Raw genomic sequence first — 25,422 nt, 5'->3', positions numbered from 1 at the left:
CTCACTCGAGGTGCGTCAGGTCCTCCACCGTGTCGATGTCGTAGGCCTCCGCCACATCGGAACACTCGACGAGCGTGATCGCATCGCGGTGCGCCCGCAGGTACGCCCGGGCGCCCTGGTCGCCCACCGCGCCCGCCGCGACATCCGCCCACCGTTCGGCCCCGAACAGCACCGGATGGCCGCGCTCCCCGTCGTACGAGGCCGCCGCCAGACTCGCCCGGGAGCGATACGCCGACCGCACCCGTGCCACTGCCTGCGCACTGATGCCGGGCTGGTCGACCAGCAGGACGAGCGCCGCATCCGCCCCCGTGCCGGCGAGCGCCCCCAGACCCGCCCGCAGCGACGAACCCATCCCTTCCGGCCACTGTGGATTGACGGTCACCATGCAGCCGGAGAGGTCGGCCCGTGTCCGCACCTTCTCCGCCGCGGCGCCGAGCACCACGTGGACGGGGCCGCAGCCGCCGTTCCGCAGCGTGCGCAGCGCATGTTCGACGAGCGGCCGGCCGCGGTGTTCCAGCAGGGCTTTCGGCCGGCCGCCGAGCCGGCGGCCGCCGCCCGCGGCGAGCAGCAGACCGGCGATCACCGGCTGCTGTCCCCCGTCGGAGGGACCGGACGATTGCGGAGCGCCGGAAGTGGACAGGGTGTGGGGTGTATGAGCCATGAGGCCCTGAATACCTCACCGCACCGGTGATCTCCTACCGGACCGGCCAGTACGCTGCGTCCCCTGGTGGTCACCCTGAATTCTGTCCGTGGAGTGGCGCACAGCACCTTTCATGGCGTTAACTTGCGCACACCCCCGGGCACTTGACCACGGCTCGGGACGTGGTCGAAACACCGGCACAAGGATGTGCGAGGGGGAGTGCTTTGTTGCGAAGCGTGGGGCAGACGCGGGTGACCAGCAGTGGTGAGGACCCAAGGGTGACGGAGCTGCGTACAGCCGTCTCCCGGCTCCGCCGCGAGCTGGCCGGGCATCCCGCGGAGTTCCCTGACCGGGGTATCGCCGAGGACGAGCTGGCCGCGCTGGACGCGATGGCCGTCACCGGTGTGCCCGAGATCCCGCGGCTGCGCCGCTCACTGCTGCTGATCGCGGGGGCGGTCGGCTCGGTCAGCGCACTGGCATCCGCACTCAGGGACGTACGCATCGCCGTGGACCTCTTCGGCGAGCCGCCGCGCCGCTGACGTCATGGAGGGGGCGCGCCGGACGTCTCCCGGGCACCGTCGTGTCCGCGTTGCCTCAGCCGGTGGGACCGCTGCTGGCCAGCGCCTGCGACAGCTCCTTCGCGACCTGCTGCAGGATCGGCACGATCCGCTCCGTCGCCGCCTCCGTGACCCGTCCCGCCGGGCCCGAGATCGAGATCGCCGCCGAGGTGGGGGAGTTCGGTACGGAGACCGCCAGGCAGCGGACCCCTATCTCCTGCTCGTTGTCGTCCACCGCGTATCCCGCGCGGCGGACCTGCTCCAGCGCGTCCAGGAAGCCGTCCGGGGTGGTGATCGTCTTCTCGGTGGCGGCCGGCATTCCGGTGCGGGCCAGCAGCGCCCGTACCTCATCCGGCGGGGTGTGCGAGAGGAGAGCCTTGCCCACCCCCGTGGAGTGGGGGAGCACCCGCCGGCCCACCTCGGTGAACATCCGCATCGAGTGCTTCGACGGCACCTGTGCGACGTACACGACCTCGTCGCCGTCGAGCAGTGCCATGTTCGCGGTCTCGCCGGTCTCCTCGACCAGCCGCGCCAGATACGGTCGGGCCCAGGTCCCGAGCAGCCGGGACGCGGACTCGCCGAGCCGGATCAGGCGCGGGCCGAGCGCATAGCGCCGGTTGGGCTGCTGGCGCACGTAGCCGCAGACGACCAGGGTGCGCATCAGTCGGTGAATGGTGGGCAGCGGGAGTCCGCTGCTCGCGGAGAGTTCGCTCAGCCCGACCTCGCCCCCGGCGTCGGCCATCCGCTCCAGCAGATCGAAGGCGCGCTCAAGTGACTGCACGCCGCCGCTGGAACCGGCGGGCTTGGAGTCGGATGTGCTGGCGTGGGACGGCGGCACGTCAACGGTCCTTTCGAGGCGGAAGGGCAAGGCAGCAGCCTACCGGGAGGTTCCCGATCGGCCCACTGCTCCGGCACGGCGTCCTGGCCGGTCAGGGCCTGTTTGTCCGGGTGTCCGCGATCCACGGGACGGTTCTGCGAAGCCGTACCTGGCCCATGCTACGTTCCGCTCTCCGAAATTACCCTTTTACTTTGTGGAAATCTCCAGTCACCCATGTGAGTGGTCGGCTTGCCGTCCGGCGGGGGAAGGTGGGGTCTTGACGGGCTGGAATCCCACGTGAAGACTCCTTCAACAGTTCGTTGAATTTCTTCGGCGACCTCAGGCCGCCGAGAGGCCGGAAGTGAGGAGCACGGGTGTCCGGTGCGGACGTGACCCTGGTAATGCGCTCGACGCGCGTCGTCACCCCCGAGGGGACGCGCCCCGCAGCGGTGGCGGTCGCCGGCGGGACGATCGACGCCGTCCTGGCGTACGACACCGAGGTGCCGGCCGGCGTCCGGCTGGAGGACTTCGGCGACGACGTCCTGCTGCCCGGCCTCGTCGACACCCATGTCCATGTGAACGACCCCGGCCGCACCGAGTGGGAAGGCTTCTGGACCGCCACCCGCGCCGCCGCGGCGGGCGGCATCACCACCCTGCTCGACATGCCGCTCAACTCCCTCCCGCCGACCACCACCGTCGACCATCTGCGGACCAAGCGGCAGGTGGCAGCCACCAAGGCGCACGTGGACACCGGATTCTGGGGCGGTGCCGTCCCGACCAACGTCAAGGATCTGCGGCCGCTGTACGAGGCCGGGGTCTTCGGCTTCAAGTGCTTCCTGTCGCCCTCCGGCGTCGAGGAGTTCCCCGAGCTCGACCAGGAGCAGCTGGCCCGTTCCATGGCCGAGATCGCCGGCTTCGGCGGGCTGCTGATCGTGCACGCCGAGGACCCGCGCCATCTGGCCGCCGCGCCGCAGCGCAGCGGACCCGCGTACGCCGACTTCCTGGCCTCCCGGCCGCGCGACGCCGAGAACACCGCCATCGAGGGGCTCATCGCTCATGCCGGCCGGCTCAACGCGCGCGTCCATGTCCTGCATCTGTCGTCCGGCGACGCGCTGCCGCTGATCGCCGCCGCCAAACGCGACGGCGTACGCGTCACCGTCGAGTCCTGCCCGCACTTCCTCACCCTCACCGCCGAGGAAGTCCCGGACGGGGCAACGGAGTTCAAGTGCTGCCCGCCGATCCGTGAAGCCGCCAACCAGGACGCGCTCTGGGCCGGGCTCGCCGACGGCACGATCGACTGCATCGTCTCCGACCACTCGCCCTGCACCACCGACCTCAAGACGCCGGACTTCGCCTCCGCCTGGGGCGGCATCTCCTCCCTCCAGCTCGGTCTGCCCGCCATCTGGACCGAGGCACGCCGGCGCGGCCACTCGCTCGACGATGTGGCCCGCTGGATGTCCGCGGCCCCCGCAGCGCTGGCCGGACTGACCCGCAAGGGTGCCATCGAGCCCGGCCGCGACGCCGACTTCGCGGTCCTCGCCCCCGACGAGACCTTCACCGTCGACCCGGCCGAGCTGTTCCACCGCAACCAGGTCACCGCCTACGCCGGCCGGACCCTGCACGGCGTGGTGAAGTCGACCTGGCTGCGCGGCCGGCGCATCGCGGCGGACGGCCTCCTCATCGAACCCACCGGCCGCCTCCTCGAAAGGAACCACTGACCATGACGGCGACAGCGCACTTCACCGGCGACGCCGACCCGTACGGCGGCGGCGACCCGTACGCCGACTACCGCACCGCCGACTTCCCCTTCACCCACCTCGTCGACCTCGCCGACCGGCGGCTCGGCGCGGGCGTGATCGCCGCCAACGACGAGTTCTTCGCCGAGCGCGAGAACCTGCTGAAGCCCGGGCCCGCCGAGTTCGACCCGGAGCACTTCGGACACAAGGGCAAGATCATGGACGGCTGGGAGACGCGCCGCCGCCGCGGCGTCAGCGCCGCGCAGCCGCACCCCGGGGACGAGGACCACGACTGGGCGCTGGTACGGCTCGGCGCACCCGGCGTCGTACGCGGCATCGTCGTCGACACCGCCCACTTCCGCGGCAACTACCCGCAGGCCGTCTCCGTCGAGGCGGTCTTCGTCCCTGGCTCCCCTTCGCCCGGGGAACTCCTCGCGCCGGACGTGAAGTGGACAACACTCGTACGCCGTACGGCCGTTGGCGGACACGCGGCCAACGGGTTCGCGATCGACGTAGAACAGCGCGTCACCCATCTGCGGGTCAACCAGCACCCCGACGGCGGGATCGCCCGTCTCCGGGTCCACGGAGAGGTCGTCCCCGACCCCGCCTGGCTGGCCGCGCTGTCCACCTTCGACCTCGCGGCGCTGGAGAACGGCGGTCAGGTCGAGGACGCCTCCGACCGCTTCTACTCCCCGGCCACCAACACGATCCAGCCCGGCCGCTCCCGGCAGATGGACGACGGCTGGGAGACCCGTCGTCGGCGCGACAAGGGCAACGACTGGATCCGCTACCGGCTCGCCGAGCAGTCGGAGATCCGGGCCGTCGAGATCGACACCGCCTGCCTGAAGGGCAACTCGGCGGGCTGGGCGGGCCTTTCGGTGCGGGACGGCGAGAGCGGCGACGCGGACGCCGGTGACGGCACCGGCGGGGAGTGGACCGAGCTCCTGCCCCGGACCCGGCTGCAGCCCGACACGAACCACCGCTTCGTCCTGCCGGAAGCCGTACGCGCCACCCATGTCCGGCTCGACATCTTCCCCGACGGCGGCATCTCGCGGCTGCGGCTGTTCGGCTCGCTGACAGCTGAGGGCGCGACGCGACTGGCCACCCGCCACCACGAGCTGGGGGGCTGACGAGGACGGGTGACTCCGGTTCCTTCCTGGTGTGCCCGATGCGCCCTGATCCAGGGCCTATGGGAGGCTGGACAGGTCGCATGTCCCGAGCAGGAGTCGAGTCGCCATGATCTTCATCGCCGTCAAGTTCACCGTCCGCAGCGCCGAGCGCGACAACTGGCTTCCGGCCGTCGAGCCCTTCACCCTCGCCACTCGCCAGGAACCGGGCAATGTGTTCTTCGAGTGGTCGTACAGCGTCGAGAATCCGGACCAGTTCGTGCTCCTGGAGGCCTTCGCGTCCCCCGAGGCGGGCGAGGCGCATGTGAAGTCCGAGCACTTCGCGGCGGCCATGGACCTGATGGCGGGCCTCATTGCCCGGACCCCGGAGATCATCAACGTCGAGGTCCCGGGCGACGGTTGGTCCCCGATGGCGGAGCTCACGCCCCGCGGTGAGTGACCCAGGACGGTGAGCTCCGACCGGTGGTCCGCGAAAGTGCGCTCCGACGCGTGAACTCCGACCGGTGAGCCGCTGCCGGTCAGAACTCCTCGTGGGTCTCGGGGTCCCTGCCGAACCGCCGCCGCGGACCGGCGGAGATCCTGGCCAGTTCGTCCGGCGTCAGCTCGAAGCCGAACAGATCCAGATTCTCGCGCTGCCGCCCCGGATCGGCGGACTTCGGGATCGGCACCGCCCCCAGTTGGGTGTGCCAGCGCAGCACGGCCTGACCGGGTGTCACACCGTGCGCCGCGGCAACGGCTACAAGCTCCGGGTCCGCCAGCAGCCGGTGCCCGCGGCCCAGCGGGCTCCAGCTCTCCGTGACGATGCCCTTCGCGTTGTGCACGGCCCGCAGTTCCTCCTGCGGGAAGCGTGGATGCATCTCGATCTGGTTGACGGCGGGCAGCACCCCGGTCTCCTGCTCCAGCCGGTCGAGATGGGCCGCGGTGAAGTTGGAGACGCCGATCGAGCGCACCAGGCCCTCCTCCCGGAGCCGGATCATGGCCTTCCAGGTGTCGACGTACAGATCGACCCGGGGCAGCGGCCAGTGGATGAGATACAGGTCCACGTAGTCGAGCCCGAGATTGCGCCGGGACTCCTCGAACGACGCCAGCGTCATCTCGTAACCGTGGTGACGGCCCGGGACCTTGGTGGTGACGAAGATGTCCTCCCGTGGCACACCGCTGCGGGCGATTCCGCGTCCGGTACCGGTCTCGTTGCGGTAGTTGAGCGCGGTGTCGACGAGCCGGTAGCCGAGGCCCAGGGCTCCGGCCACGGCCTGTTCGGCCGCGTCGTCGTCCATCGGCCAGGTGCCTAGCCCCACGGCGGGAATGGTGCGGCCGTCGTTGAGAGGGCGAGCCGGGGTCTCGGTCATGATCTCCCTTTACGTTCGGAAACCTTCCTGGCCAGGGTAGGACGGACGACGGTGGACCACCTGCCCGGCCGGTCACGGGCGGGAGGCCGACGCCCACGTGGAGCGCGGCCGATGACGCCGGTCGGGCGGATCGATAAGTTCCGGGCGGCAGCGGGGTCGGAAACAGGGCCGACCAGACGCCCGGCTACCCGACCGAGGTTCTGCGGGGCAAAATCCTGGCGCTCGTTCAAAAGGTGGTCGACCCTCGCCGGCTCACCGTGAGCGGAACGGGGCCGGTGCGGGGCCGGACGTTTCATCCCTCGTTCTGGGGTTCCTGAGCGTTGCGCCAGATGGTGAGGTCGAGGGTGATGTACTTGCTCGGATCGTTCTCGCGGGATGCACCGCGGTAGGTCGCCAGCGCGATGTGTCCGGCATCGCTCAGCACGCAGAGCTGCGAGCCGTTGCTGAGCTGGTCGAGGCTGATCGACTTGCTGTAGCGGGTCTCCGAGCGGCAGGTGTCCAGCGAACCCTTCTGCGCGTTGTTCAGCAGCACCAGCTTGCCGTTGCCTGTGCCGATCTCGTCGCTCTCCACCACGTTGATGCTTCTGGGCTGGAAGTACAGGTCAGCCTTGCTGGCGAAGGCCGACCCTTCACTGTCGGTCGGGCGCGGCGGGCTGTCGGCCAGCATCACGAAGTAGTTCTCGGTCACGTCGATGCCCTTGTACGTGACGGGCTTCGGGTCCGGCCGCTTGCTGCCCGAGACTTCACCGGAGCTGCCGGCACCGGGCGACTTGGAGTCGTCCTTGCCGGAGCCGTCCCCCAGGAGAGAGCTGACGACGGCGAGGCCGACGATCGCGGCCGCCACTGCCCCGGCGACGACCAGGCCGCGGTGTGTCCGCTTCGGCGGCGGAGGCGGCGGGCCCCAGGGCTGCGGCCCGCCGACGACCGGCGGCGGGGTGGGTGAGAAATGAGGTCCGGCCGGCGCCATGCCCGGCCTGCCCGGTGCGGTCCGGGTGGGCTCGGAGGCGGGACCGAAGCCGGGAGGCGCATACGGGGTGCCCCCACCGGGCGGCGGCACGTGCGGGGAGTATGCGGTGGGGGTCGGCGTGGCGGGCGGCGGAGTGCGGGCGGGCTCGGGGAGCTGTCGGCGCTCGGTGATGGACCCGGCCAGTGTCTGCGGCAGCCAGTCCTCGCCCTGCCGCAGCGGGTCGGGCGAGAGTTCATGACACTGCTCTATGACCTCGGTCAGGGCGGGCCTTGCGGCCGGGTCGCGGCTGAGGCACCGGGCCACCAGCGGCCGCAGCTCGGCGGGCAGCCGGCTGAGGTCGGGCTCCTCGTGCACGATCCGGTACAGCACCGCGTGGGAGGGGCCGTCGCCGTATGCGGGCGCCCCGATCGCGGCGTAGGCCACGATCTGACCAAGGGCGAAGATGTCGGTGGCGTGTGTGACGGTACCGGCCGCCGCCTGTTCGGGCGCCATGAAGGACGGGGTGCCCACGCTGACGCCCGTGCCGGTGAGGGCAGTGCTGTCGGCGGCGCGGGCGATGCCGAAGTCGATGACGCGCGGGCCGTCCGTGGAGAGCAGGACGTTGGCGGGCTTCAGGTCGCGGTGCACGATGCCCGCGGCGTGGATGACGTGCAGGGCCTCCGCGACTCCGACCGTCAGCAGGAGCACGGTGCGCAGCGGCAGTGCGCCGTACTGCGACACGGCGTGCGCGAGCGAGGGCCCGGGGACGTAGGCGGTGGCGAGCCAGGGCTGCGAACCTTCGGTGTCGAAGTCGATGACCGGCGCCGTATATAGGCCCTGCACCCGCTGGGCGGCGTGCACTTCCTGCTGGAAACGGCGCCGGAACTCGGGGTCCTCGCTGAACTCGGGCCGGATCACCTTCAGCGCGATGGGCCGCCCGCCGGGCGTGTACGACAGGTACACCTTGCCCATGCCACCCGCGCCCAGCGCCGCCGCCAAACGGTATCCGCCCACGACGGCCGGGTCGTCGTCCTTGAGCGGCTGGAAGGGACCTACCGAAGGTGCACCGCTCATGTCGAACCATCCTTGTTGACGGCAGTTCCGACTCCGCCATGCCCCGAGCCCACAGCGAGCCTATCGAAGTCCCTCGGCACACCATTCTCCCGGCGGCAACAGATGCGCTACAGAACGCCGTTGGGCCCCCGTACTCTCCGGCCGATCGGGTGACCGGCTGGGTGTCAGCAGGAGACACAAGACCAGGGGGGCGGGCTCGCCCGGCCGATGAGACAGGTGTTCCCGCAGCGGGACCCGCCCGGTAACGTGATCGTTCCGCGTGTGAGCCGGTGAGGTCTCCACATCGTTCCCGCTGTGGAGAATCAGGAGAACCAGGTGTCCGCCGTCGCCCTGCCCGCCCTCGCACCACCGCGCCGGGCCTGGCTCACCGATCTGCCCGTGCTGCTCGTCGCGGTCGTCTGGGGCGCCAGCTATCTCGCCGCCAAGGGCATCACCACGACATCCACCGTCGTCGCCGTCCTCGTCCTGCGCTTCGTCATCGTGCTGCCCGTCCTCGCCGTCGCCGGGTGGCGCAGGCTGCGGGCGCTCGGTGCGGCGCAGTGGCGCGGCGCCGGTCTGCTGGGGCTGGTCCTCAGCGGGATCTTCCTGGTGGAGACGTACGGCGTCGTGCACACCTCGGCGACCAACGCCGGGCTCATCATCAGCCTCACCATGATTTTCACGCCGCTCGCCGAGGCCGCGGTGACCCGGGTCCGGCCGCCCAGGACTTTTCTCGCCGCAGCCGCACTGTCCGTCGCCGGTGTGGTGCTGCTGACCCAGGGGGGCGGCTTCACCAGCCCGTCGGTGGGCGATCTGCTGATGCTGGTGGCCGCCCTCGCGCGCACCCTCCATGTGCTGCTGATGGCCCGCATCAAGTCCGTCCGGGCGGCGGACTCGCTGTCGCTGACCACTGTGCAGCTCGGCAGTGCGGTCGCCGTCTTCGCCGTGCTCGCCGCCGTGCCCGGCACCGGCGCATCGCCATGGACGGTGGCCGCGGGGTTCGGTGTCCGGGAATGGGGCGGGCTGCTGTTCCTCTCTGTCTTCTGCACGCTGTTCGCCTTCTTCGTCCAGATGTGGTCGGTACGCCGCACCTCGCCGTCCCGGGTCAGTCTGCTGCTCGGCACGGAACCGCTGTGGGCGGCCGCCGCGGGCATCGCGATCGGCGGCGAGCGGCTCTCCGCCCCCGGTGTACTGGGAGCAGCGCTCGTTCTCGCCGGAACCGGCTGGGGCCGCCGCGCGGCAACTCCCGCCGGTCCGTGAGCCGGCTACTCCTTGAGCCGGTCCGCTGCCACCATCACAGCGGCGCCCGTCATCACCAGCACGATGTTGACGAACACCACGTACCCACCGAGGAAGTCCAGTCTCCGCACCACCGCCCAGAGCCGGAACCAGCCCGTCCATTCGTGGAGCAGCCCGGCGACACCCTGGATGAAGACGATGAACCCGACCGACTCGCAGAGTTTCTTCATCCCGCGAGCCTCGCGCGCACGGTCCCACCGCCGCGTCGGCCACAGGTCTGCCCCGCTGCTACCTAAGTCTCCGGTCCGGTGCTACCGAAGGCTCCCGTCCGGCGACTTCGGTGGCTTCCCGCTCCCGTACGGCCGGTACGAGCGCGCCGGCTGAGTAGTTTTGTCGATATGACGCGCACGGAGTACCGCTGGCTGCTGCCCTCGGCGATGGCCGATCCCGAGCTACCCGGTGACCAGGGCCGCAGGGCGCGCCGCACGGTACGGGACTGGGTCGTCGACATCACGGCCTTCCTCTGCGCGGCGGCGATCGGACTGGCGGTGGCCGGCGCCATCGACGCCGACCGCACCACTCCCGACGGCGTCGTCCTCATCGACTCGCTGATCGGCGCCGCGGCCTGCTGTGCCCTGTGGACACGTCGGCGGTGGCCGGTCGGCCTCGCTGTGGCCCTGACCCTGCTCAGCACCGTGGAACCGGTCGCCGCCGGGGCCCTGCTCGTGGCGCTGTTCAGCGTGGCGGTGCACCGGCCGTTCAGACCGGTGGCGGTCGTCGGCGCGCTCGCACTGGCCGTCGCGCCCGTACAGCCGTATCTGCGTCCGGACCCGGGTACCTCGTTCGTCGCGTCCACGGTCATCGGCGTGCTGCTGGTTCTGCTGGTGCTGAGCTGGGGGATGGTCGTACGGTCCAGACGCCAGCTCGTCGTGACGCTGCGCGAGCGTGCCCGCCGGGCCGAGGCGGAGGCCGGACTCCGGGCCGAGCAGGCGCAGCGGCTGGCCCGCGAGGCCATCGCCCGCGAGATGCACGATGTGCTCGCCCATCGGCTGACCCTCCTCAGCGTCCATGCGGGCGCCCTCGAATTCCGCCCCGACGCGCCACCGGCCGAGGTCGGCCGGGCCGCCGGGGTCATCCGGGACAGCGCGCACGAGGCGCTCCAGGACCTCCGCGAGATCATCGGCGTCCTCCGCAGTCCCGGCGACGGCGACGGCGGGGACGGCAACCGGCCGCAGCCCACCCTCGCCACCCTGGAAGCCCTGATTGCCGAGTCCCGCCTGGCCGGGATGAGGGTCACCCTCGACAGCCGCGTCGCCGACCCGGCCACCGCCCCCGCCGCCACCGGCCGCACCGTGTACCGCATTGCTCAGGAGGGCCTGACCAACGCCCGTAAACACGCCCCTGGCAGCGAGGTCACCGTCACCGTCGCCGGCGGACCGGGCGACGGACTCACCATCGAGGTACGCAACCCGGCGCCCGTCGAACCGTTCGAGCGGGTCCCGGGCTCCGGTCAGGGCCTCATCGGCCTGACCGAACGCGCCACCCTCGCGGGCGGCCGTCTCGATCACGGCCCGGAACCCGACGGCGGATTCGCCGTCCGGGCCTGGCTACCGTGGTCGGCATGACCACCCCCAGGGATCCCGCAGCGCCCCCCGTCCGGCTGCTCATTGTCGACGACGACCCGCTCGTACGGGCCGGGCTGACGTTCATGCTCGGCGGTGTCGACGACATCACCGTCGTGGGGGAGGGAGCGGACGGCTCCGAGGTCGCGGATCTCGTCGACCGGCACCGCCCCGATGTGGTGCTGATGGACATCAGGATGCCGACCATGGACGGGCTGACTGCGACGGAGACGCTGCGCAGCCGGCCCGACGCGCCGGAGGTCGTCGTCCTCACCACGTTCCACGCCGATGAACAGGTGCTGCGGGCCATCCGCGCCGGAGCGGCAGGATTCGTCCTGAAGGACACGCCGCCCGCGCAGATCGTCGACTCGGTTCGACGGGTCGCGGCCGGTGACCCCGTGCTGTCCCCCGCCGTCACCCGGCAGCTCATGGCCCGTGCCGCGGGCGGTGCCGACGGCCGGCCGGCCCGGGCCGAGCGGGCCCGGCAGCGGATCGCCTCTCTCGCCGAGCGGGAGCGCGAGGTCGCGTTTGCCGTCGGACGAGGGCGGTCCAATGCGGAGATCGCCGCGGCCCTCTATCTCAGCGTGGCCACCGTCAAGACCCATGTGTCGCGCATTCTCGCGAAGTTCGGCTTCAACAACCGCGTTCAGATTGCGCTGTTGGTGCACGACGCGGGTCTGCTCGACGAGGAGGGCGGCTCCACCGGCGACGTAGGCTGACAGGGGTCGATCCGAGCAGATCGAACCGAACCGGCCGGGAGGGGGCGGACCGTGTCCGCAGTGGACGTCGATCTTCGCGGGATCCAGGACTTCACCGCGAATCCGTATCCGTACTACGCGAAGATGCGCGCCGAGGGACCGGTGCACACCATCCGTACCGACGACTTCGACCGGGTCTGGCTGATCGTCGGGTACGAGGAGGGCCGCGCGGCCCTCGCCGACCAGCGGCTCGGCAAGGACTGGCGGACACTGTCGAGCTGGGCGGGCCAGGGTGACGGCGATGCGATCAACGCCAACATGCTGGAGATGGACGCGCCCCACCACACCCGGCTGCGCAAGCTCGTCGCCCGCGAGTTCACCGCCCGCAGGATCGAGTCGTTGCGGCCGCGCGTCCAGCAGATCACCGGTGAACTCCTCGATGCGATGGTGCCCGCCGGGCACGGCGACCTCGTCGACGCGCTCGCCTTCCCGCTGCCCATGACGGTCATCTGTGAGCTGATCGGTGTGCCGGACCTGGACCGCAACGAGTTCCGCCGGCTGTCGAACGGCATCGTCGCCCCGAAGACTGCGCAGGAGGAGAGCGAGGCGGTCCGTTCGATGGGCGCCTATCTGGTCGAGCTCATCGAGGACAAGCGGTGCTCGCCCGGCGACGACCTGCTGAGTGCGCTGATCCGGGCGCGCTATGAGGAGGGCGACGGACTGTCGCCCGACGAACTCGTCGGGATGGCCTTCCTGCTGCTCGTCGCCGGTCATGAGACCACGGTCAATCTGATCTCCAACGGGGTGCGCGCCCTTCTCTCCCACCCCGGTCAACTGGCTGCACTGCGTGCCGATTTCAGCTTGATCGACGGTGCGGTCGAGGAGATGCTCCGGTACGACGGGCCGGTGGAGACCGCCACCTTCCGCTTCACCCGTGAACCGGTCGCGATCGGCTCCCGGGTCATTCCGTCCGGCGAAGCGGTCCTGATCGCCCTGGCCGGAGCCGACCGCGACCCTGCCCACTATCCGGAACCGGACCGCTTCGACATCCGCCGCGACACCCAGGGTCATCTGGCGTTCGGACACGGCATCCACTTCTGTATGGGGGCGCCGCTGGCCCGCATGGAGGGCCGGATCGCGATCCGTGCGCTGCTGGAGCGGTGCCCGGATCTCGCACTCGACCCGGACACCGCGGAGCTCGACTGGCTGCCGGGGATGCTGATCCGCGGGGTGCGACGGTTGCCGGTGCGCTGGTGAGGTAGGAAAGCGTGTCATGACCGGACTTGATTTGCAGATGGCACAGAAGGTCCTCGACAGCCAGCCGTTCAGCGGGCTCGTCGGGGCGCGGATAACCGCATTCGGGGACGGCGCGGCCACCCTCGAAGTGGACATCCGTCCGGAACTCCAGCAGCAGAACGGCTTTGTGCACGGCGGGGTGCTGTCCTACGCGGCTGACAACTCGATCACCTTCGCCGCCGGGACGACCCTCGGACCGGCGGTACTCACCGGCGGCTTCTCGATCCAGTACATCCGGCCGGCCACCGGCCGCACCCTGATCGCCCGCGCCACCGTCGTCCATACCGGCCGCCGCCAGGCCGTGGTCCGCTGTGATCTGTTCGCCGCAGCGGACGACGGCGCGGAATCCCTGTGCGCGGTCGCCCAGGGGACCGTGCTCTCCACCCGGACCTGAAGGGGCAATTCCACCTCAGCCGGCCGGGATCTCCGCCACTGCGACCGGCCGGTGCTCGCGCCGCGACAGCTCGCACGCCTCCGCGATCCGCAGCGCGTGCAGCGCTTCCCGGCCGTCGCACGGGTTGGCCGCCTCGCCCCGCACCACCCGCACGAACGCGTCCAGTTCCGCCTCGTACGCCGGGGCGAACCGCTCCAGGAACCCCGGCCACGGCTTGGCCGGGGCGGCGGGGCCCTGTGGCTCCACCGACGTCAGCGGCGTGCGCTCGTCGAGACCGACCGCGATCTGGCCGAGCTCGCCCGCCAGCTCCATCCGTACGTCGTACCCGGCGCCGTTGCACCGGGTCGCCGTCGCCGTGGCCAGCGTGGCGTCGTCGAGGGTCAGCAGGGCCGCGGCCGTGTCGACATCGCCTGCCGCGCGGAACATCGCGGGCCCGGCATCCGATCCGGTGGCGTACACCTCCACCACCTCACGGCCCGTCACCCACCGCAGGATGTCGAAGTCATGGATCAGGCAATCCCGGAACAGACCGCCGGAGTGCGGCAGATAGGCGGCGGGCGGCGGCGCCGGATCGGAGGTCACGGCCCGCACGGTGTGCAGCCTGCCCAGCGCCCCGCCCCGCACGGCGGTGCGCGCCGCACCGTACCCGGCGTCGAATCGGCGCATGAAGCCCAGCTGGAGCACGCTCCCGGCCTGCTCGACCTCGCGCAGCGCGCTCAGCGTGCCCGCAGGGTCCAGCGCGATCGGCTTCTCGCAGAACGCGGGCAGGCCCGCGCGCGCGGCCGTACCGATCAGCTCCGCGTGCGCCGACGTGGCCGAGGCGATCACGACGGCGTCCACCCCCGCGCGCAGCACGTCGGCCACGGACCCGGCGGTCGAAGCGCCCGTCCGGGCTGCGACCTCGGCCGCCCTCGTCCCGTCGGTGTCCGTCACCACCAGCGTGTCCACCGCAGGGTGGCGGGCCAGCACACCCGCGTGGAAGGCACCGATCCGGCCGGTGCCGATGAGTCCGATACGCATGCACCCAACGTGCCGCCCACCGACTGCGCTGTCAACTATATGTCCTGACAAACCAGTCGTGTTCGGAGCGTCGAGTCGCTGGACCCGTACCCGGTGCACCGGCCGGTGGGACGGCGCCGCTGCATGGCACGCCGAGGACGTCATCCCGATTGTTCGGACAACAGGACGACCTGACTACCGATGGTCCTGACGTGAGAGCTACGCTCCTGCCGTGCCCAAACCCATCGCCGACCCCGTCGCCCTCGAACTCGGCGTGGACCGCAGCAGCCCGGTCCCGCTCTACTACCAGCTGTCCCAGCAGCTGGAGGCGGCAATCGAGCAGGGCCGCCTCGCCCCCGGCAGCCTCCTCGGCAACGAGATCGAGCTCGCGGCCCGGCTCGGCCTGTCCCGGCCCACCGTCCGCCAGGCCATCCAGTCGCTCGTCGACAAGGGCCTGATGGTCCGACGCCGCGGGGTGGGCACCCAGGTCGTCCACAGCCAGGTCAAGCGGCCCCTCGAGCTGAGCAGCCTCTACGACGATCTGGAGGCGGCCGGCCAGCGCCCCGCCACCCGCGTCCTGCGCAACCAGGTCGAGCCCGCCACCGCCAGGATCGCCGCCGCCCTCGGCGTCCCGGAAGGTACCGAGGTCCAGCTCGTCGAGCGGCTGCGGTCCGCACACGACGAACCGATGGCCCTGCTGCGCAACCACCTGCCCGCGGGCCTTGTCGACCTGGGTACCGAACGGCTGGAGGCCACCGGTCTCTACCGGATCATGCGGACCGCCGGCATCACCCTGCACAGCGCGCGCCAGAGCGTCGGCGCCCGCCTGGCCACGGCCGAGGAGGCTGCCCAGCTCGCCGAGCCCGAGGGGGCGCCGCTGCTGACCATGGAGCGCACCACGTACGACGACACCGGGCGGGCGGTCGAATTCGCCTCCCACGTCTACCGGGCCTCGCGCTACGCCTTCGACTTCCAGCTCCTCGTCCGCTGACGAGCGCACCGGAGGCCCCGTTGACGACGTCGACGCACCCCGCTACAACTCCCCAAGCCGCACTCGGGCGGCCGGGGCAGCAACCCTGATCGCCATATGCACCATCAGCCTCGCCCTCACCGCCTTAACCGGATGCAGCAGCTCCGGTGGCAAGAGCTCGGAGGACAAGTCCGGGAGCGGCAGCGGGCAAGGCGCCAAGGGCGTCTCCACACCCCGCATGAAGATCGCCATGGTCACGCATGCGGGGGAGGGCGACACCTTCTGGGACATCGTCCGCAGCGGCGCGAAGCAGGCCGCGGCCAAGGACAACGTCGAGTTCCTCTACTCCGCCGACAAGGAGGGCAAGGAGCAGGCCCAGCTCGTTCAGGCCGCCATTGACCAGAAGGTCGACGGCATCGTCGTCACGCTCGCCAAACCGGAAGCCGTCAAGGAGGTCGTCGCCAAGGCGGTGAAGGCCGGCATCCCCGTCGTCACGATCAACTCGGGCGCGCAGTTCTCCACGGAGGTCGGGGCGCTCGGCCATATCGGGCAGGACGAGAAGGTCGCCGGCGAGGCCGTCGGTGAGGAACTCAACAAGCGCGGCCGCAAGAAGGCCGTCTGCGTCATCCATGAACAGGGCAATGTGTCGCTCGAGGAGCGGTGCGCCGGAGTGAAGAAGACCTTCAAGGGCGCGGTCGAGAATCTCAATGTCGAGGGCACCAACATGCCCGCCTCCACCTCCTCCATCGAGGCGAAGCTCCAGGCCGACCACGGCATCGACACGATCGTCACCCTCGGCGCGCCGTTCGCCGCCGCCTCCGTCAAGGCCAAGGAGGGCTCCGGCTCCAAGGCCGAGGTCGACACCTTCGATCTGAACGCCGAGGTCGTCAAGCGCCTCAAGGCCGCGGAGGTCGGCTTCGCCGTCGACCAGCAGCCCTACCTCCAGGGCTATCTCGCCGTAGACGAAATCTGGCTCAACAAGACGAACGGCAACGTCATCGGCGGCGGCAAACCGGTGCTCACCGGCCCGGCGATCGTCACCGCCGACGACGTCCCGCAGCTGGAGGAGTACACCGCGCGCGGCACCCGATGACCCCCGTACGCGCCACCGCGGACACCAGCGTGCCCACGCCCTTCCGACACACACGGCCCGCCCCTGCCGGGCGGCGCCGACTCGGGCTCGGGGATACTTGGCCAGCCGGACCGGGAGGCAATACCCCCGGACGGCACCAAGCAGCACAGCGAGCAGCACAAGAAGGGCACGGCGTCGTGGCAAGGGTTCGGACAGGGGTACGTGCGATGGGCGCCGTGCTTGCGGCGGTGCTCGGGGCCTCCCTCGTGGGATGCAGCAGCACCGGTGGCAAGCGGGCGGAGGAGCGCGCGGCCCGGGCCGCCGCCGAGGGCCGGTCCGCGGTGAACACGCCTCGCTGGACCTTCGCCATGGTCACCCACTCGGGCGACGGCGACACCTTCTGGGACATCGTCCAGCGGGGCGCCGAGCAGGCGGCCGTCAAGGACAACATCAAGTTTCTTTACTCGCACAACGACGAGGCACAGCAGCAGGCCCAGCTCGTCCAGGCCGCCATCGACCAGCGGGTCGACGGGCTGATCGTCACGCTCGCCAAGCCCGACGCGATGAAGGACGTCGTCGCCAAGGCCACCAGGGCCGGGATCCCGGTGATCACGGTGAACTCGGGCTCCGCGGAGTCCAAGGCGTTCGGCGCGCTCACCCACATCGGCCAGGACGAGTCCATCGCGGGTGAGGCCGTCGGCGACGAGCTCGACGCGCGCGGCCGCAAGAAGGCCCTGTGCATCCTGCACGAGCAGGGCAACGTCGGCCATGAGCAGCGCTGCGCCGGAGCGAAAAAGGCGTTCGACGGGCAGATGCAGAACCTGTACGTCGAGGGCACCAACATGCCCGACGTCCAGGCGTCCATCGAGGCGAAACTTCAGGCGGACAAGAGCATCGACGCGGTCGTCACGCTCGGCGCGCCCTTCGCGGACGCCGCCGTGAAGGCGAAGCGGACCGCGGGCTCCGAGGCCGAGATCGACACGTTCGACCTGAACGCCAAGGTCGCCACCGCACTGCAGGACAAGACCCTGGGCTTCGCCGTCGACCAGCAGCCGTATCTCCAGGGGTACGAGGCCGTCGACCTGCTCTGGCTCTACCGCTACAACCGCAATGTGCTCGGCGGCGGGCGCCCCGTTCTCACCGGCCCGCAGATCATCACCTCGAAGGACGCCGCCGAGCTGGCGGAGTACACGGAGCGGGGGACCCGATGACCACGACGGAGCAACCACCCGCCCCGGCGGCCGGGGCCGACGAGCGGCTGCTGCACACCTCGGCGCTGCGCAAACTGCTCGGCCGCCCCGAACTCGGATCGGTCGTCGGCGCCGCGGCCGTCTTCATCTTCTTCTCGATCGTCGCCGACAGCTTCCTGCGCGCCTCCAGCTTCGGCACGGTGCTGTACGCGGCGTCCACCATCGGGATCATGGCGGCACCGGTGGCGCTGCTGATGATCGGCGGCGAGTTCGACCTGTCCGCCGGTGTCCTGGTCACCAGCTCCGCACTGGTCTCGTCGATGTTCAGCTACCAGATGACGGCCAATATCTGGGTCGGCGTCTTCGTGTCGCTGCTGGTGACGCTGGCCGTCGGCGCGTTCAACGGGCTCATGCTGACCCGTACCAAACTGCCGAGCTTCATCATCACGCTCGGTACGTTCCTGATGCTGACCGGTCTCAATCTCGGCTTCACCAAGCTGATCAGCGGAACCGTGTCGACGAAGTCCATCGCCGACATGGAGGGCTTCGACTCGGCCCGCAAGGTCTTCGCCTCGCAGTGGACCGTCGGCGGGGTCGAGCTCAAGGTCACCATCCTGTGGTGGGCGGTGCTCGTCGCGATCGCCACCTGGATCCTGCTCCGTACCCGGTTCGGCAACTGGATCTTCGCAGTCGGCGGCGAGGCCGACGCGGCCCGTGCCGTCGGTGTCCCGGTGATCCGCACCAAGGTCGGGCTCTACCTCGGGGTCGCCTTCGCCGCCTGGGTCTCCGGGCAGCACCTGCTGTTCTCGTTCGATGTCGTGCAGTCCGGCGAGGGCGTCGGCAACGAGCTGACGTACATCATCGCGGCCGTCATCGGCGGCTGCCTGATCACCGGCGGCTACGGCTCGGCGATCGGCTCGGCGATCGGCGCGTTCATCTTCGGCATGACCAGCAAGGGCATCGTGTACGCGGAGTGGAACCCGGACTGGTTCAAGTTCTTCCTCGGAGCCATGCTGCTCCTGGCCACCCTGCTCAACGCATGGGTACGCAAGCGCGCGGAGGCGACGAAATGACGACCGCGGCCCCCCGGGCGCTGATCGAGCTGGACCACGTCAGCAAGTTCTACGGGAACATCAAGGCCCTGGAGGACGTCTCGCTGGAGGTCCACGCGGGCGAGATCTCCTGCGTCCTCGGTGACAACGGCGCCGGCAAGTCCACCCTCATCAAGATCATCGCGGGGCTGCACCGGCACGACGCCGGCAGGCTTCTCGTCGAGGGCGAGGAGACCGCTCTCGCCAACCCGCGCGAGGCCCTGGAGCGGGGCATCGCCACGGTCTACCAGGACCTGGCCGTCGTCCCGCTGATGCCCGTCTGGCGGAACTTCTTCCTCGGCTCCGAGCCGACGACGGGCGTCGGCCCGTTCAAGAGGCTCGATGTCCGGATGATGCGCGAGACGACCCGCTCCGAGCTGCTGCGCATGGGCATCGACCTGCGCGATGTCGACCAGCCGATCGGCACCCTGTCCGGCGGCGAGCGCCAGTGCGTCGCCATCGCGCGGGCCGTCTATTTCGGCGCCAAGGTCCTCGTCCTGGACGAGCCCACCGCGGCGCTCGGCGTCAAGCAGTCCGGGGTCGTGCTGAAGTACGTGGCGGCCGCCCGGGACGCCGGGCTCGGCGTGGTTCTCATCACGCACAACCCGCACCACGCCTATCTGGTCGGCGACCGGTTCGTGCTGCTCAAGCGGGGTGCCATGTCCGGCAGCCACACCAAGGACTCCATCACCCTGGATGAGCTGACCCGCCAGATGGCGGGCGGCAGCGAGCTCGAGGAGCTCAGCCACGAGCTCGAGCGGGCCCCCTCACCGACCCACCTGGGCGGCCATCCGGTCACGGACGACACTCCGTAGGAGGGAGCGCGGGCGGGGCGCCGCGGACCCCGTCCGCCCGCCCCGATGCTCCGGCAGTGGCAGAATCGAGCCCGACGGGCGCCGTCCGCCGCCGGGAGCTGTCACCGCCCGGCCCCTCCAGACCCCGCAGGGACGATGAGCACGTACCGCGACTTCACACACCGCGGCTCCGCCCGCGCCACCGTCCTGCGGACCGTCGGCACCCGCGAGCGGCGCTCGCACCTCACGGCGCCGCGGGTACCCACCGTCGGCATCGACATCGGGGGTACGAAGGTGATGGCCGGCGTCGTCGACGCCGACGGCAACATCCTGGAGCAGCTGCGCACCGAGACGCCGGACAAGTCCAAGAGCCCCAAGGTCGTCGAGGACACCATCGTCGAGCTGGTCCTCGACCTCTCCGACCGGCACGATGTGCACGCCGTCGGCATCGGCGCGGCGGGCTGGGTCGACGCCGACCGCTCCAAGGTGCTGTTCGCCCCGCACCTGGCCTGGCGCGACGAACCCCTCCGCGACGCCCTCGCCTCCCGCCTGGTCGTCCCCGTCATGGTGGACAACGACGCGAACACCGCGGCGTGGGCGGAGTGGCGGTTCGGCGCGGGCCGCGGCGAGGACCATCTCGTCATGATCACGCTTGGCACCGGCATCGGCGGCGCGATCCTGGAGGACGGTCAGGTCAAGCGCGGCAAGTACGGGGTCGCCGGTGAGTTCGGCCACATGCAGGTCGTGCCCGGCGGGCACCGCTGCCCGTGCGGCAACCGCGGCTGCTGGGAGCAGTACAGCTCCGGCAACGCTCTCGTCCGCGAGGCCAGGGAGCTGGCCGCCGCCGACTCGCCCGTCGCCCACGGCATCATCGAGCGGGTCAAGGGGAACATCCCCGACATCACCGGGCCACTCATCACCGAACTGGCCCGCGAGGGCGATGCGATGTGCATCGAGCTCCTCCAGGACATCGGCCAGTGGCTCGGCGTCGGCATCGCCAATCTGGCCGCCGCGCTCGACCCCTCCTGCTTCGTCATCGGGGGCGGTGTCAGCGCCGCCGACGACCTGCTCATCGGTCCCGCCAGGGACGCATTCAAGCGCCACCTCACCGGCCGCGGCTACCGCCCCGAGGCCCGGATCGCGAAGGCACAACTCGGCCCGGAGGCAGGTATGGTCGGCGCCGCCGACCTGGCCCGACTGGTTGCGCGCCGGTTCCGCCGCACCAACCGCCGTCGTGTCGAACGGTACGAGCGGTACGCGCAGATCTACGACCAGGCCGCGAGCACCATCCGGTCCACCCGCAACACCCGCACCTCCTAGGGATCCCCAGAACATGACCACAGCCGAGCATCCTGTCCTGCCGCGCCAGTCCTCGCCGCCCGACGAGGACGGCCGGCGGCCCCCGGAGGACCGGCGCCGGATGATCCGCCGACGCCTGATCACGGCGACCATCATCGTCCTGCTGATCGGCGTCCCGGCCGGTTATCTGCTGATCTCCGCCGGCCAGAGCCGCCGCTCCGGTCAGGACAAGGAGGCCGAGGCCTCCGCGCAGGGGCTCCGTGAGGGCTGGCCGTCCCGGATGCAGCGCCGGATCTTTGAGGTGCCGATCCCCGGCAACGCGGTGGACGTCCAGTACTACGAGACGAACAACTGGAAGGCCAGCCGGATGTACGTGCAGTTCCGCACGTCGTCCGCCGGGCTCGACCGCTTCCTGTCCCGTATGGGCTCCGGCCGCGCGGCCCTGAACGACGGCGACGTCACCGTGGGCGCCCGCGACACCAAGATCGCGGGCTGGTACTTCGGTGAGGGCGTCGACTGGGCGGGCACCACCCACATCAACAAGGATCCGCGCCCCACCCAGAACATCACTGTGGACATGACCGATCCGGCATCTCCTGTCGTATATGTCGTATCCGCGGCGACCCCCTGACCGGAGGCCGACCGACCGCTCACTAACCTGGAGCGAGTGAGCGACGTGAGTGAGACGAAGACCCCGCAGCCCGCGCAGCCCTTCCAGGGCGTGCAGTCCGCACCTGCGGCGCAGCAGTTCCAGGGCCCGCAGACGATGGAGCCGTTCCTGGGACCGCAGGCCGCGCAGCCCGGGCACACCCTGCAGCCGGTGCCGCCGTTCCCGGCCACGCAGACCGGGCAGGTGCCGTTGCAGCCGTCGCACGCCCAGCCGGTGCAGCCCGCCCAGCCCGTACCGCCCCGGCAGATCCCGCAGGGATCACACGCGCTGCCGGTGCACGCCCTGCAGTACCGGTTCGACGGCCCGCAGGACGCCCCCGTCCTTGTCATCGGCCCCTCGCTCGGCACCACCTGGCACATGTGGGACCGCCAGATACCGGAGCTCTCCCAGCGCTGGCGGGTCTTCCGCTTCGACCTGCCCGGCCACGGCGGCGCCCCCGCCCACCCCTCCACCACCGTCGGTGAACTGTCCGACCGGCTGCTGGCCACCCTCGACAGCCTCGGCGTCCAGCGCTTCGGTTACGCGGGCTGCTCCATCGGCGGCGCGATCGGCGCCGACCTCGCACTGCGCCACCCGCACCGGGTCGCGGCGCTGGCTCTGGTCGCCGCCTCGCCCCGGTTCGGCAGCGCCGACGAGTTCCGCCAGCGCGGCGTGATCGTCCGCACCAACGGCCTGGCGCCGATGGCCCGCAGCGCACCGGACCACTGGTTCACCCCCGGCTTCGCCGCCGCCCAGCCCGCCATCGTCGAGTGGGCCGTCCAGATGGTCCGCACCACCGACCCCGGCTGCTACATCGCCGCCTGCGAAGCCCTGGCCGCCTTCGACATCCGCCGCGAACTCGGCCGCATCGGTGTCCCGACCCTCGTCCTGGTCGGCGCCGAGGACCAGGTCACCGGGCCGGCCGAGGCCCGCACCCTGGTCGCGGGCATCCCGGACGCCCGGCTCGCCCTCGTCCCCGGCGCCTCGCACCTCGCCCCCGTCGAGCAGCCCGGCGCCGTCACCGATCTGCTCCTCACCCACTTCTCCACCAGCTGGCAGGACACCCTCGCCGCCATCCCCGTCCCCGGCACCGGCCCCGCCCTCTCCGCCCCCGTCCTGCCCATCGCGGAGATCGCTTCCGCCGCGGCCGGGGCCGCGCCCGTGACCTCCGGCCGCCCGGACCCGTACGACCCGGGGATGAAGGTCCGCCGCGAAGTGCTCGGCGACGCCCACGTCGACCGGGTCATGGCCGCATCCGACGACTTCACCGGCGAGTTCCAGGAGCTCGTCACGCGCTACGCCTGGGGTGAGACCTGGACCCGGGAGGTCCTGGACCGTCGTACCCGCAGCTGCGTCACGCTCACTGCACTGGTCTCATCCGGCCACCTTGAGGGCCTCGCCCCGCATATCAGGGCTGCCCTGCGCAACGGACTGACCCCTGCCGAGATCAAGGAAGTACTGCTGCAGACCGCCGTGTACTGCGGCATCCCGGCCGCCGGCGCCGCCTTCACCATCGCCCAGTCCGTGATTCAGGAAGAAACGACGCCCCGGCCGTAGCAGGATGGGCACCATGAACGCTGCGAACCCCGTGCACCTGACCCTGACCAAGAAGACGCACTCCTGCATCCGGCTGGAGAAGGGCGGGCGGACACTCGTCATCGACCCGGGCGGCTTCTCGGAGCAGGACGCGGCACTCGGCGCCGACGTGATGCTCGTGACCCACGAGCACGCCGACCACTTCGACGAGGGCCGGCTGCGGGCCGGCCTGGAAGCCAATCCGGCCGCGGAGATCTGGACTCTGCGCAGCGTGGCCGATCAGCTCTCCGCGGCCTTCCCCGGCCGGGTCCACACCGTCGGTCACGGTGACACGTTCACCGCCGCCGGCTTCGACGTACAGGTGCACGGTGAGCTGCACGCGGTGATCCACCCCGACATCCCGCGGATCACCAACATCGGTTTTCTGGTGGACGGTTCGCTCTTCCATCCGGGGGACGCGCTCACCGTCCCCGACCACCCCGTCGACACTCTGATGCTCCCGGTGATGGCCCCCTGGAACAAGATCTCCGAGGTCATCGACTACGTCCGCGAGGTCAAGCCGCGTCGCGCGATCGACATCCACGACGCGCTGCTCACCGATCTCGCCCGCCCGATCTACGACCGGCAGATCGGCAGCCTCGGCGGAACCGACCACGGTCGGCTGACCCCGGGGGACTCGACCGGTCTGTGACAGTCGCCGGTCCGGCGACTGTCAGTGGGAGCCGCTAGGTTTACGTACATGCGCATCGCCACGTGGAACGTCAATTCGATCACCGCCCGCCTCCCGCGGCTGCTGGCCTGGCTGGAGAGCACCGGCACGGACGTGCTGTGCATCCAGGAGACCAAGTGCACGGCCGAGCAGTTCCCGGCGGACGAGCTGCGCGAGCTCGGCTACGAGTCCGCGGTCAACGCCACCGGCCGGTGGAACGGGGTGGCACTGGTCTCCCGGGTCGGCTTGTCCGACGTGGTCACGGGGCTGCCCGAAGGCCCCGACTACGACGGCGTGCAGGAGCCCCGGGCGATCTCCGCGACCTGCGGGCCGGTCCGCCTCTGGTCGGTGTACGTGCCGAACGGCCGAGAGGTCGCGCACGCGCACTACGCGTACAAGCTGCGCTGGTTCGAGGCCCTGCAGAAGGCGGTCGCCACGGACGCGGCGGGCTCGCAGCCGTTCGCGGTGCTGGGCGATTTCAACGTGGCCCCGACCGACGAGGACGTCTGGGACCCGGCCCTGTTCGAGGGCGCCACCCATGTCACCCCTGCCGAGCGCGCCGCCCTCGCCGCACTGCGCGAGGAGGGACTGTCGGACGTCATGCCGCGCCCGCTCAAGTACGACCGCCCGTACACCTTCTGGGACTACCGCGAGCTGCGCTTCCCGAAGAACAAGGGCATGCGGATCGACCTGGTCTACGGCAACGGCCCGTTCACGGTTGCGGTCAAGGACAGCTATGTGGACCGCGAGGAGCGCAAGGGCAAGGGCGCGTCCGACCATGCGCCGGTGGTCGTCGACCTGGAGCTGTGACCCGTCGGCCGGTGACGTACGGCCTGATCCTGGCGCACAATGACGTCTTGATCATGCAACGTCCTGGGGGGACCATGCGCATCCGTACCCGCACTGTCGCGGCCGCCACCGGCGGCGCCGCCCTGCTCCTCGTCCTCACCGGCTGCGGCGGCGACGAGCCGGCCAAGGCCGATCCGAAGGCATGCAGGGCCGTCATGGAGAAGCGGTTCGTGGAGAACACTGCCGACGGCACCGTCCCGCCGGAGTGCAAGGGCATCGACACCAAGGTCCTGGCCGGGTTCGTCGACGACATCTTCAACGCCCATATCGGCGAGGCGACAAAAGAGGCCGCCAAGGACCTGGAGGACGAGCTGGGCGGCATGAAGGTGACGATCGACGACCCGCCCGCGCCCCGTCCCTGACCGCGCCGCGCGTCCGGTCCGGAGCTACGACGCCTCCAGGTGCGGTGCGTGGGTCCGGACCGCGGCCAGCACCTGCCGCTTGGACGGGTTGACCATCGAGTGGCCGGCGACGGACACCGTCGGCACGGTCTCGTTCCCGTCAGCGACCGAGCGGACGAACGCCGCTGCCTCGGGGTCCCGCCAGATGTTCACCTCGGTGTAGGTGAGGCGGCTGAACCGCAGCCGCAGTCGCAGCTTCATGCAGTACGGGCAGCCGGGCCGCCAGTAGACAACCATGCCGTCGCGGTCTGTGGCCATGCGGTTCCCCTGTTCGCGTACGTGTGAGAGGGAGCCTAAGGGCTGTCCCGTAATCCCTGGCGGGCGCGCGACGACAGCTACGGCACCTCGCTGCGTTGTCGGAACGCCCGAATACGCCCAGTATGAGGACG

General features: G+C 70.7%; 27 protein-coding genes. 20 read left to right on the top strand and 7 right to left on the bottom strand.

Annotated elements, in window-relative coordinates; all coding sequences use genetic code 11:
- Position 1: 1 nt before the first annotated feature.
- Positions 2–571: a nucleotidyltransferase family protein gene (locus ABZV38_RS23405; RefSeq protein WP_356329933.1), complete on the bottom strand. Its 570-nt coding sequence runs from the start codon at positions 569–571 to the stop codon at positions 2–4.
- A 305-nt stretch (positions 572–876) separates the two neighbouring features.
- On the opposite strand from ABZV38_RS23405, the gene ABZV38_RS23400 reads away from it, so the two are divergent.
- A complete protein-coding gene (locus tag ABZV38_RS23400; RefSeq protein ID WP_356329859.1) occupies positions 877–1,179 on the top strand; it encodes a DUF5955 family protein in 303 nt (100 codons plus the stop codon).
- Between the two features lie 55 nt (positions 1,180–1,234).
- Here the strand turns inward: ABZV38_RS23400 and ABZV38_RS23395 are convergent, their stop codons facing one another.
- A complete protein-coding gene (locus tag ABZV38_RS23395; protein WP_356329858.1) occupies positions 1,235–2,035 on the bottom strand; it encodes an IclR family transcriptional regulator in 801 nt (266 codons plus the stop codon).
- 353 nt (positions 2,036–2,388) lie between these two features.
- Between ABZV38_RS23395 and allB the strand changes: the two genes are divergently transcribed.
- The 3 genes from allB (at position 2,389) to ABZV38_RS23380 (ending at position 5,316) form a co-directional block, all read left to right on the top strand.
- Positions 2,389–3,732, top strand: a complete 1,344-nt coding sequence (gene allB / locus ABZV38_RS23390; protein ID WP_356329855.1) for an allantoinase AllB — start codon at positions 2,389–2,391, stop codon at positions 3,730–3,732.
- Between the two features lie 2 nt (positions 3,733–3,734).
- Complete coding sequence (alc, locus tag ABZV38_RS23385; RefSeq protein WP_356329853.1) at positions 3,735–4,880, top strand: allantoicase; 1,146 nt, start codon at positions 3,735–3,737, stop codon at positions 4,878–4,880.
- 106 nt (positions 4,881–4,986) lie between these two features.
- Positions 4,987–5,316 (top strand): putative quinol monooxygenase, encoded by a 330-nt coding sequence (locus tag ABZV38_RS23380; RefSeq protein WP_356329851.1) that lies wholly within the window; start codon positions 4,987–4,989, stop codon positions 5,314–5,316.
- Positions 5,317–5,395: 79 nt separating this feature from the next.
- Here the strand turns inward: ABZV38_RS23380 and ABZV38_RS23375 are convergent, their stop codons facing one another.
- Both ABZV38_RS23375 and ABZV38_RS23370 read right to left on the bottom strand, forming a co-directional pair.
- A complete protein-coding gene (locus ABZV38_RS23375; protein ID WP_356329849.1) occupies positions 5,396–6,226 on the bottom strand; it encodes an aldo/keto reductase in 831 nt (276 codons plus the stop codon).
- Positions 6,227–6,518: 292 nt separating this feature from the next.
- Positions 6,519–8,246: a serine/threonine-protein kinase gene (locus ABZV38_RS23370; protein ID WP_356329847.1), complete on the bottom strand. Its 1,728-nt coding sequence runs from the start codon at positions 8,244–8,246 to the stop codon at positions 6,519–6,521.
- 315 nt (positions 8,247–8,561) lie between these two features.
- Here ABZV38_RS23370 and ABZV38_RS23365 point away from each other — a divergent pair, with 315 nt between their 5' ends.
- Positions 8,562–9,485 (top strand): DMT family transporter, encoded by a 924-nt coding sequence (locus ABZV38_RS23365; protein WP_356329931.1) that lies wholly within the window; start codon positions 8,562–8,564, stop codon positions 9,483–9,485.
- A gap of 5 nt (positions 9,486–9,490) precedes the next feature.
- Here ABZV38_RS23365 and ABZV38_RS23360 read toward each other — a convergent pair whose 3' ends face one another.
- Entirely contained in the window at positions 9,491–9,694 is a 204-nt protein-coding gene (locus ABZV38_RS23360) for a hypothetical protein (protein WP_356329845.1), read from the bottom strand.
- A 168-nt stretch (positions 9,695–9,862) separates the two neighbouring features.
- On the opposite strand from ABZV38_RS23360, the gene ABZV38_RS23355 reads away from it, so the two are divergent.
- From ABZV38_RS23355 to ABZV38_RS23340, 4 genes are all read left to right on the top strand, one after another.
- On the top strand, positions 9,863–11,089 hold the full coding sequence (locus ABZV38_RS23355; RefSeq protein WP_356329844.1) for a histidine kinase: 1,227 nt from the start codon (positions 9,863–9,865) through the stop codon (positions 11,087–11,089).
- Positions 11,086–11,805, top strand: a complete 720-nt coding sequence (locus ABZV38_RS23350) for a response regulator transcription factor (RefSeq protein ID WP_356329842.1) — start codon at positions 11,086–11,088, stop codon at positions 11,803–11,805. The genes ABZV38_RS23355 and ABZV38_RS23350 overlap by 4 nt, the downstream gene beginning before the upstream one ends.
- 123 nt (positions 11,806–11,928) lie before the next feature.
- A complete protein-coding gene (locus ABZV38_RS23345) occupies positions 11,929–13,041 on the top strand; it encodes a cytochrome P450 (protein WP_356329929.1) in 1,113 nt (370 codons plus the stop codon).
- Positions 13,042–13,057: 16 nt separating this feature from the next.
- Complete coding sequence (locus ABZV38_RS23340) at positions 13,058–13,474, top strand: PaaI family thioesterase (RefSeq protein ID WP_356329840.1); 417 nt, start codon at positions 13,058–13,060, stop codon at positions 13,472–13,474.
- 15 nt (positions 13,475–13,489) lie between these two features.
- On the opposite strand, the gene ABZV38_RS23335 is transcribed toward ABZV38_RS23340, so the two are convergent.
- The gene (locus ABZV38_RS23335) at positions 13,490–14,494 is read right to left on the bottom strand and encodes a Gfo/Idh/MocA family oxidoreductase (protein ID WP_356329838.1); all 1,005 of its coding nucleotides are present in this window, start codon (positions 14,492–14,494) and stop codon (positions 13,490–13,492) included.
- A gap of 211 nt (positions 14,495–14,705) precedes the next feature.
- Here ABZV38_RS23335 and ABZV38_RS23330 point away from each other — a divergent pair, with 211 nt between their 5' ends.
- The 11 genes from ABZV38_RS23330 to ABZV38_RS23280 all read left to right on the top strand — a co-directional run bounded on the left by ABZV38_RS23330 (position 14,706) and on the right by ABZV38_RS23280 (position 24,994).
- A complete protein-coding gene (locus tag ABZV38_RS23330) occupies positions 14,706–15,464 on the top strand; it encodes a GntR family transcriptional regulator (RefSeq protein WP_356329836.1) in 759 nt (252 codons plus the stop codon).
- Positions 15,465–15,549: 85 nt separating this feature from the next.
- Entirely contained in the window at positions 15,550–16,536 is a 987-nt protein-coding gene (locus ABZV38_RS23325) for a sugar ABC transporter substrate-binding protein (RefSeq protein WP_356329928.1), read from the top strand.
- A 206-nt stretch (positions 16,537–16,742) separates the two neighbouring features.
- The gene (locus tag ABZV38_RS23320) at positions 16,743–17,726 is read left to right on the top strand and encodes a sugar ABC transporter substrate-binding protein (RefSeq protein ID WP_356329834.1); all 984 of its coding nucleotides are present in this window, start codon (positions 16,743–16,745) and stop codon (positions 17,724–17,726) included.
- Positions 17,723–18,778, top strand: coding sequence for an ABC transporter permease (locus ABZV38_RS23315; RefSeq protein ID WP_356329832.1), 1,056 nt, complete (start codon positions 17,723–17,725; stop codon positions 18,776–18,778). Before ABZV38_RS23320 ends, ABZV38_RS23315 begins: the two co-directional genes overlap by 4 nt.
- Entirely contained in the window at positions 18,745–19,611 is an 867-nt protein-coding gene (locus tag ABZV38_RS23310; protein WP_356329830.1) for an ATP-binding cassette domain-containing protein, read from the top strand. Before ABZV38_RS23315 ends, ABZV38_RS23310 begins: the two co-directional genes overlap by 34 nt.
- Positions 19,612–19,746: 135 nt before the next feature.
- Positions 19,747–20,910 (top strand): ROK family glucokinase, encoded by a 1,164-nt coding sequence (locus tag ABZV38_RS23305; RefSeq protein ID WP_356329829.1) that lies wholly within the window; start codon positions 19,747–19,749, stop codon positions 20,908–20,910.
- A 13-nt stretch (positions 20,911–20,923) separates the two neighbouring features.
- Complete coding sequence (locus ABZV38_RS23300; RefSeq protein ID WP_356329827.1) at positions 20,924–21,520, top strand: hypothetical protein; 597 nt, start codon at positions 20,924–20,926, stop codon at positions 21,518–21,520.
- A gap of 36 nt (positions 21,521–21,556) precedes the next feature.
- The gene (locus ABZV38_RS23295; protein ID WP_356329825.1) at positions 21,557–23,095 is read left to right on the top strand and encodes an alpha/beta fold hydrolase; all 1,539 of its coding nucleotides are present in this window, start codon (positions 21,557–21,559) and stop codon (positions 23,093–23,095) included.
- Positions 23,096–23,108: 13 nt separating this feature from the next.
- On the top strand, positions 23,109–23,765 hold the full coding sequence (locus tag ABZV38_RS23290) for an MBL fold metallo-hydrolase (protein WP_356329823.1): 657 nt from the start codon (positions 23,109–23,111) through the stop codon (positions 23,763–23,765).
- A 48-nt stretch (positions 23,766–23,813) separates the two neighbouring features.
- Positions 23,814–24,593 carry an exodeoxyribonuclease III gene (locus ABZV38_RS23285; protein WP_356329822.1) on the top strand — a complete coding sequence of 260 codons (780 nt, stop codon included), beginning with the start codon at positions 23,814–23,816 and terminating at the stop codon, positions 24,591–24,593.
- A 74-nt stretch (positions 24,594–24,667) separates the two neighbouring features.
- The gene (locus ABZV38_RS23280; protein ID WP_356329820.1) at positions 24,668–24,994 is read left to right on the top strand and encodes a hypothetical protein; all 327 of its coding nucleotides are present in this window, start codon (positions 24,668–24,670) and stop codon (positions 24,992–24,994) included.
- Positions 24,995–25,018: 24 nt separating this feature from the next.
- Here ABZV38_RS23280 and ABZV38_RS23275 read toward each other — a convergent pair whose 3' ends face one another.
- On the bottom strand, positions 25,019–25,291 hold the full coding sequence (locus tag ABZV38_RS23275) for a mycoredoxin (RefSeq protein WP_356329819.1): 273 nt from the start codon (positions 25,289–25,291) through the stop codon (positions 25,019–25,021).
- Positions 25,292–25,422 lie beyond the last annotated feature (131 nt).

This window comes from Streptomyces sp. NPDC005181 (assembly GCF_040608395.1).
Taxonomy (GTDB): Bacteria; Actinomycetota; Actinomycetes; order Streptomycetales; family Streptomycetaceae; genus Streptomyces.
This window is presented reverse-complemented; position numbering and strand designations above follow the sequence as displayed.

Bases quoted from the DNA above. Each gene is read 5' to 3' on its own strand.
- ABZV38_RS23350 (WP_356329842.1), top strand. From the start codon at position 11,086: ATGACCACCCCCAGGGATCCCGCAGCGCCCCCCGTCCGGCTGCTCATT.
- ABZV38_RS23375 (WP_356329849.1), bottom strand. From the start codon at position 6,226: ATGACCGAGACCCCGGCTCGCCCTCTCAACGACGGCCGCACCATTCCC.
- ABZV38_RS23380 (WP_356329851.1), top strand. From the start codon at position 4,987: ATGATCTTCATCGCCGTCAAGTTCACCGTCCGCAGCGCCGAGCGCGAC.
- ABZV38_RS23275 (WP_356329819.1), bottom strand. From the start codon at position 25,291: ATGGCCACAGACCGCGACGGCATGGTTGTCTACTGGCGGCCCGGCTGC.
- ABZV38_RS23320 (WP_356329834.1), top strand. From the start codon at position 16,743: ATGGGCGCCGTGCTTGCGGCGGTGCTCGGGGCCTCCCTCGTGGGATGC.
- ABZV38_RS23370 (WP_356329847.1), bottom strand. From the start codon at position 8,246: ATGAGCGGTGCACCTTCGGTAGGTCCCTTCCAGCCGCTCAAGGACGAC.
- ABZV38_RS23290 (WP_356329823.1), top strand. From the start codon at position 23,109: ATGAACGCTGCGAACCCCGTGCACCTGACCCTGACCAAGAAGACGCAC.
- ABZV38_RS23340 (WP_356329840.1), top strand. From the start codon at position 13,058: ATGACCGGACTTGATTTGCAGATGGCACAGAAGGTCCTCGACAGCCAG.
- ABZV38_RS23360 (WP_356329845.1), bottom strand. From the start codon at position 9,694: ATGAAGAAACTCTGCGAGTCGGTCGGGTTCATCGTCTTCATCCAGGGT.
- ABZV38_RS23335 (WP_356329838.1), bottom strand. From the start codon at position 14,494: ATGCGTATCGGACTCATCGGCACCGGCCGGATCGGTGCCTTCCACGCG.
- ABZV38_RS23300 (WP_356329827.1), top strand. From the start codon at position 20,924: ATGACCACAGCCGAGCATCCTGTCCTGCCGCGCCAGTCCTCGCCGCCC.
- ABZV38_RS23315 (WP_356329832.1), top strand. From the start codon at position 17,723: ATGACCACGACGGAGCAACCACCCGCCCCGGCGGCCGGGGCCGACGAG.
- ABZV38_RS23305 (WP_356329829.1), top strand. From the start codon at position 19,747: ATGAGCACGTACCGCGACTTCACACACCGCGGCTCCGCCCGCGCCACC.
- ABZV38_RS23280 (WP_356329820.1), top strand. From the start codon at position 24,668: ATGCGCATCCGTACCCGCACTGTCGCGGCCGCCACCGGCGGCGCCGCC.
- ABZV38_RS23310 (WP_356329830.1), top strand. From the start codon at position 18,745: ATGGGTACGCAAGCGCGCGGAGGCGACGAAATGACGACCGCGGCCCCC.
- ABZV38_RS23285 (WP_356329822.1), top strand. From the start codon at position 23,814: ATGCGCATCGCCACGTGGAACGTCAATTCGATCACCGCCCGCCTCCCG.
- ABZV38_RS23345 (WP_356329929.1), top strand. From the start codon at position 11,929: ATGCGCGCCGAGGGACCGGTGCACACCATCCGTACCGACGACTTCGAC.
- alc (WP_356329853.1), top strand. From the start codon at position 3,735: ATGACGGCGACAGCGCACTTCACCGGCGACGCCGACCCGTACGGCGGC.
- ABZV38_RS23355 (WP_356329844.1), top strand. From the start codon at position 9,863: ATGACGCGCACGGAGTACCGCTGGCTGCTGCCCTCGGCGATGGCCGAT.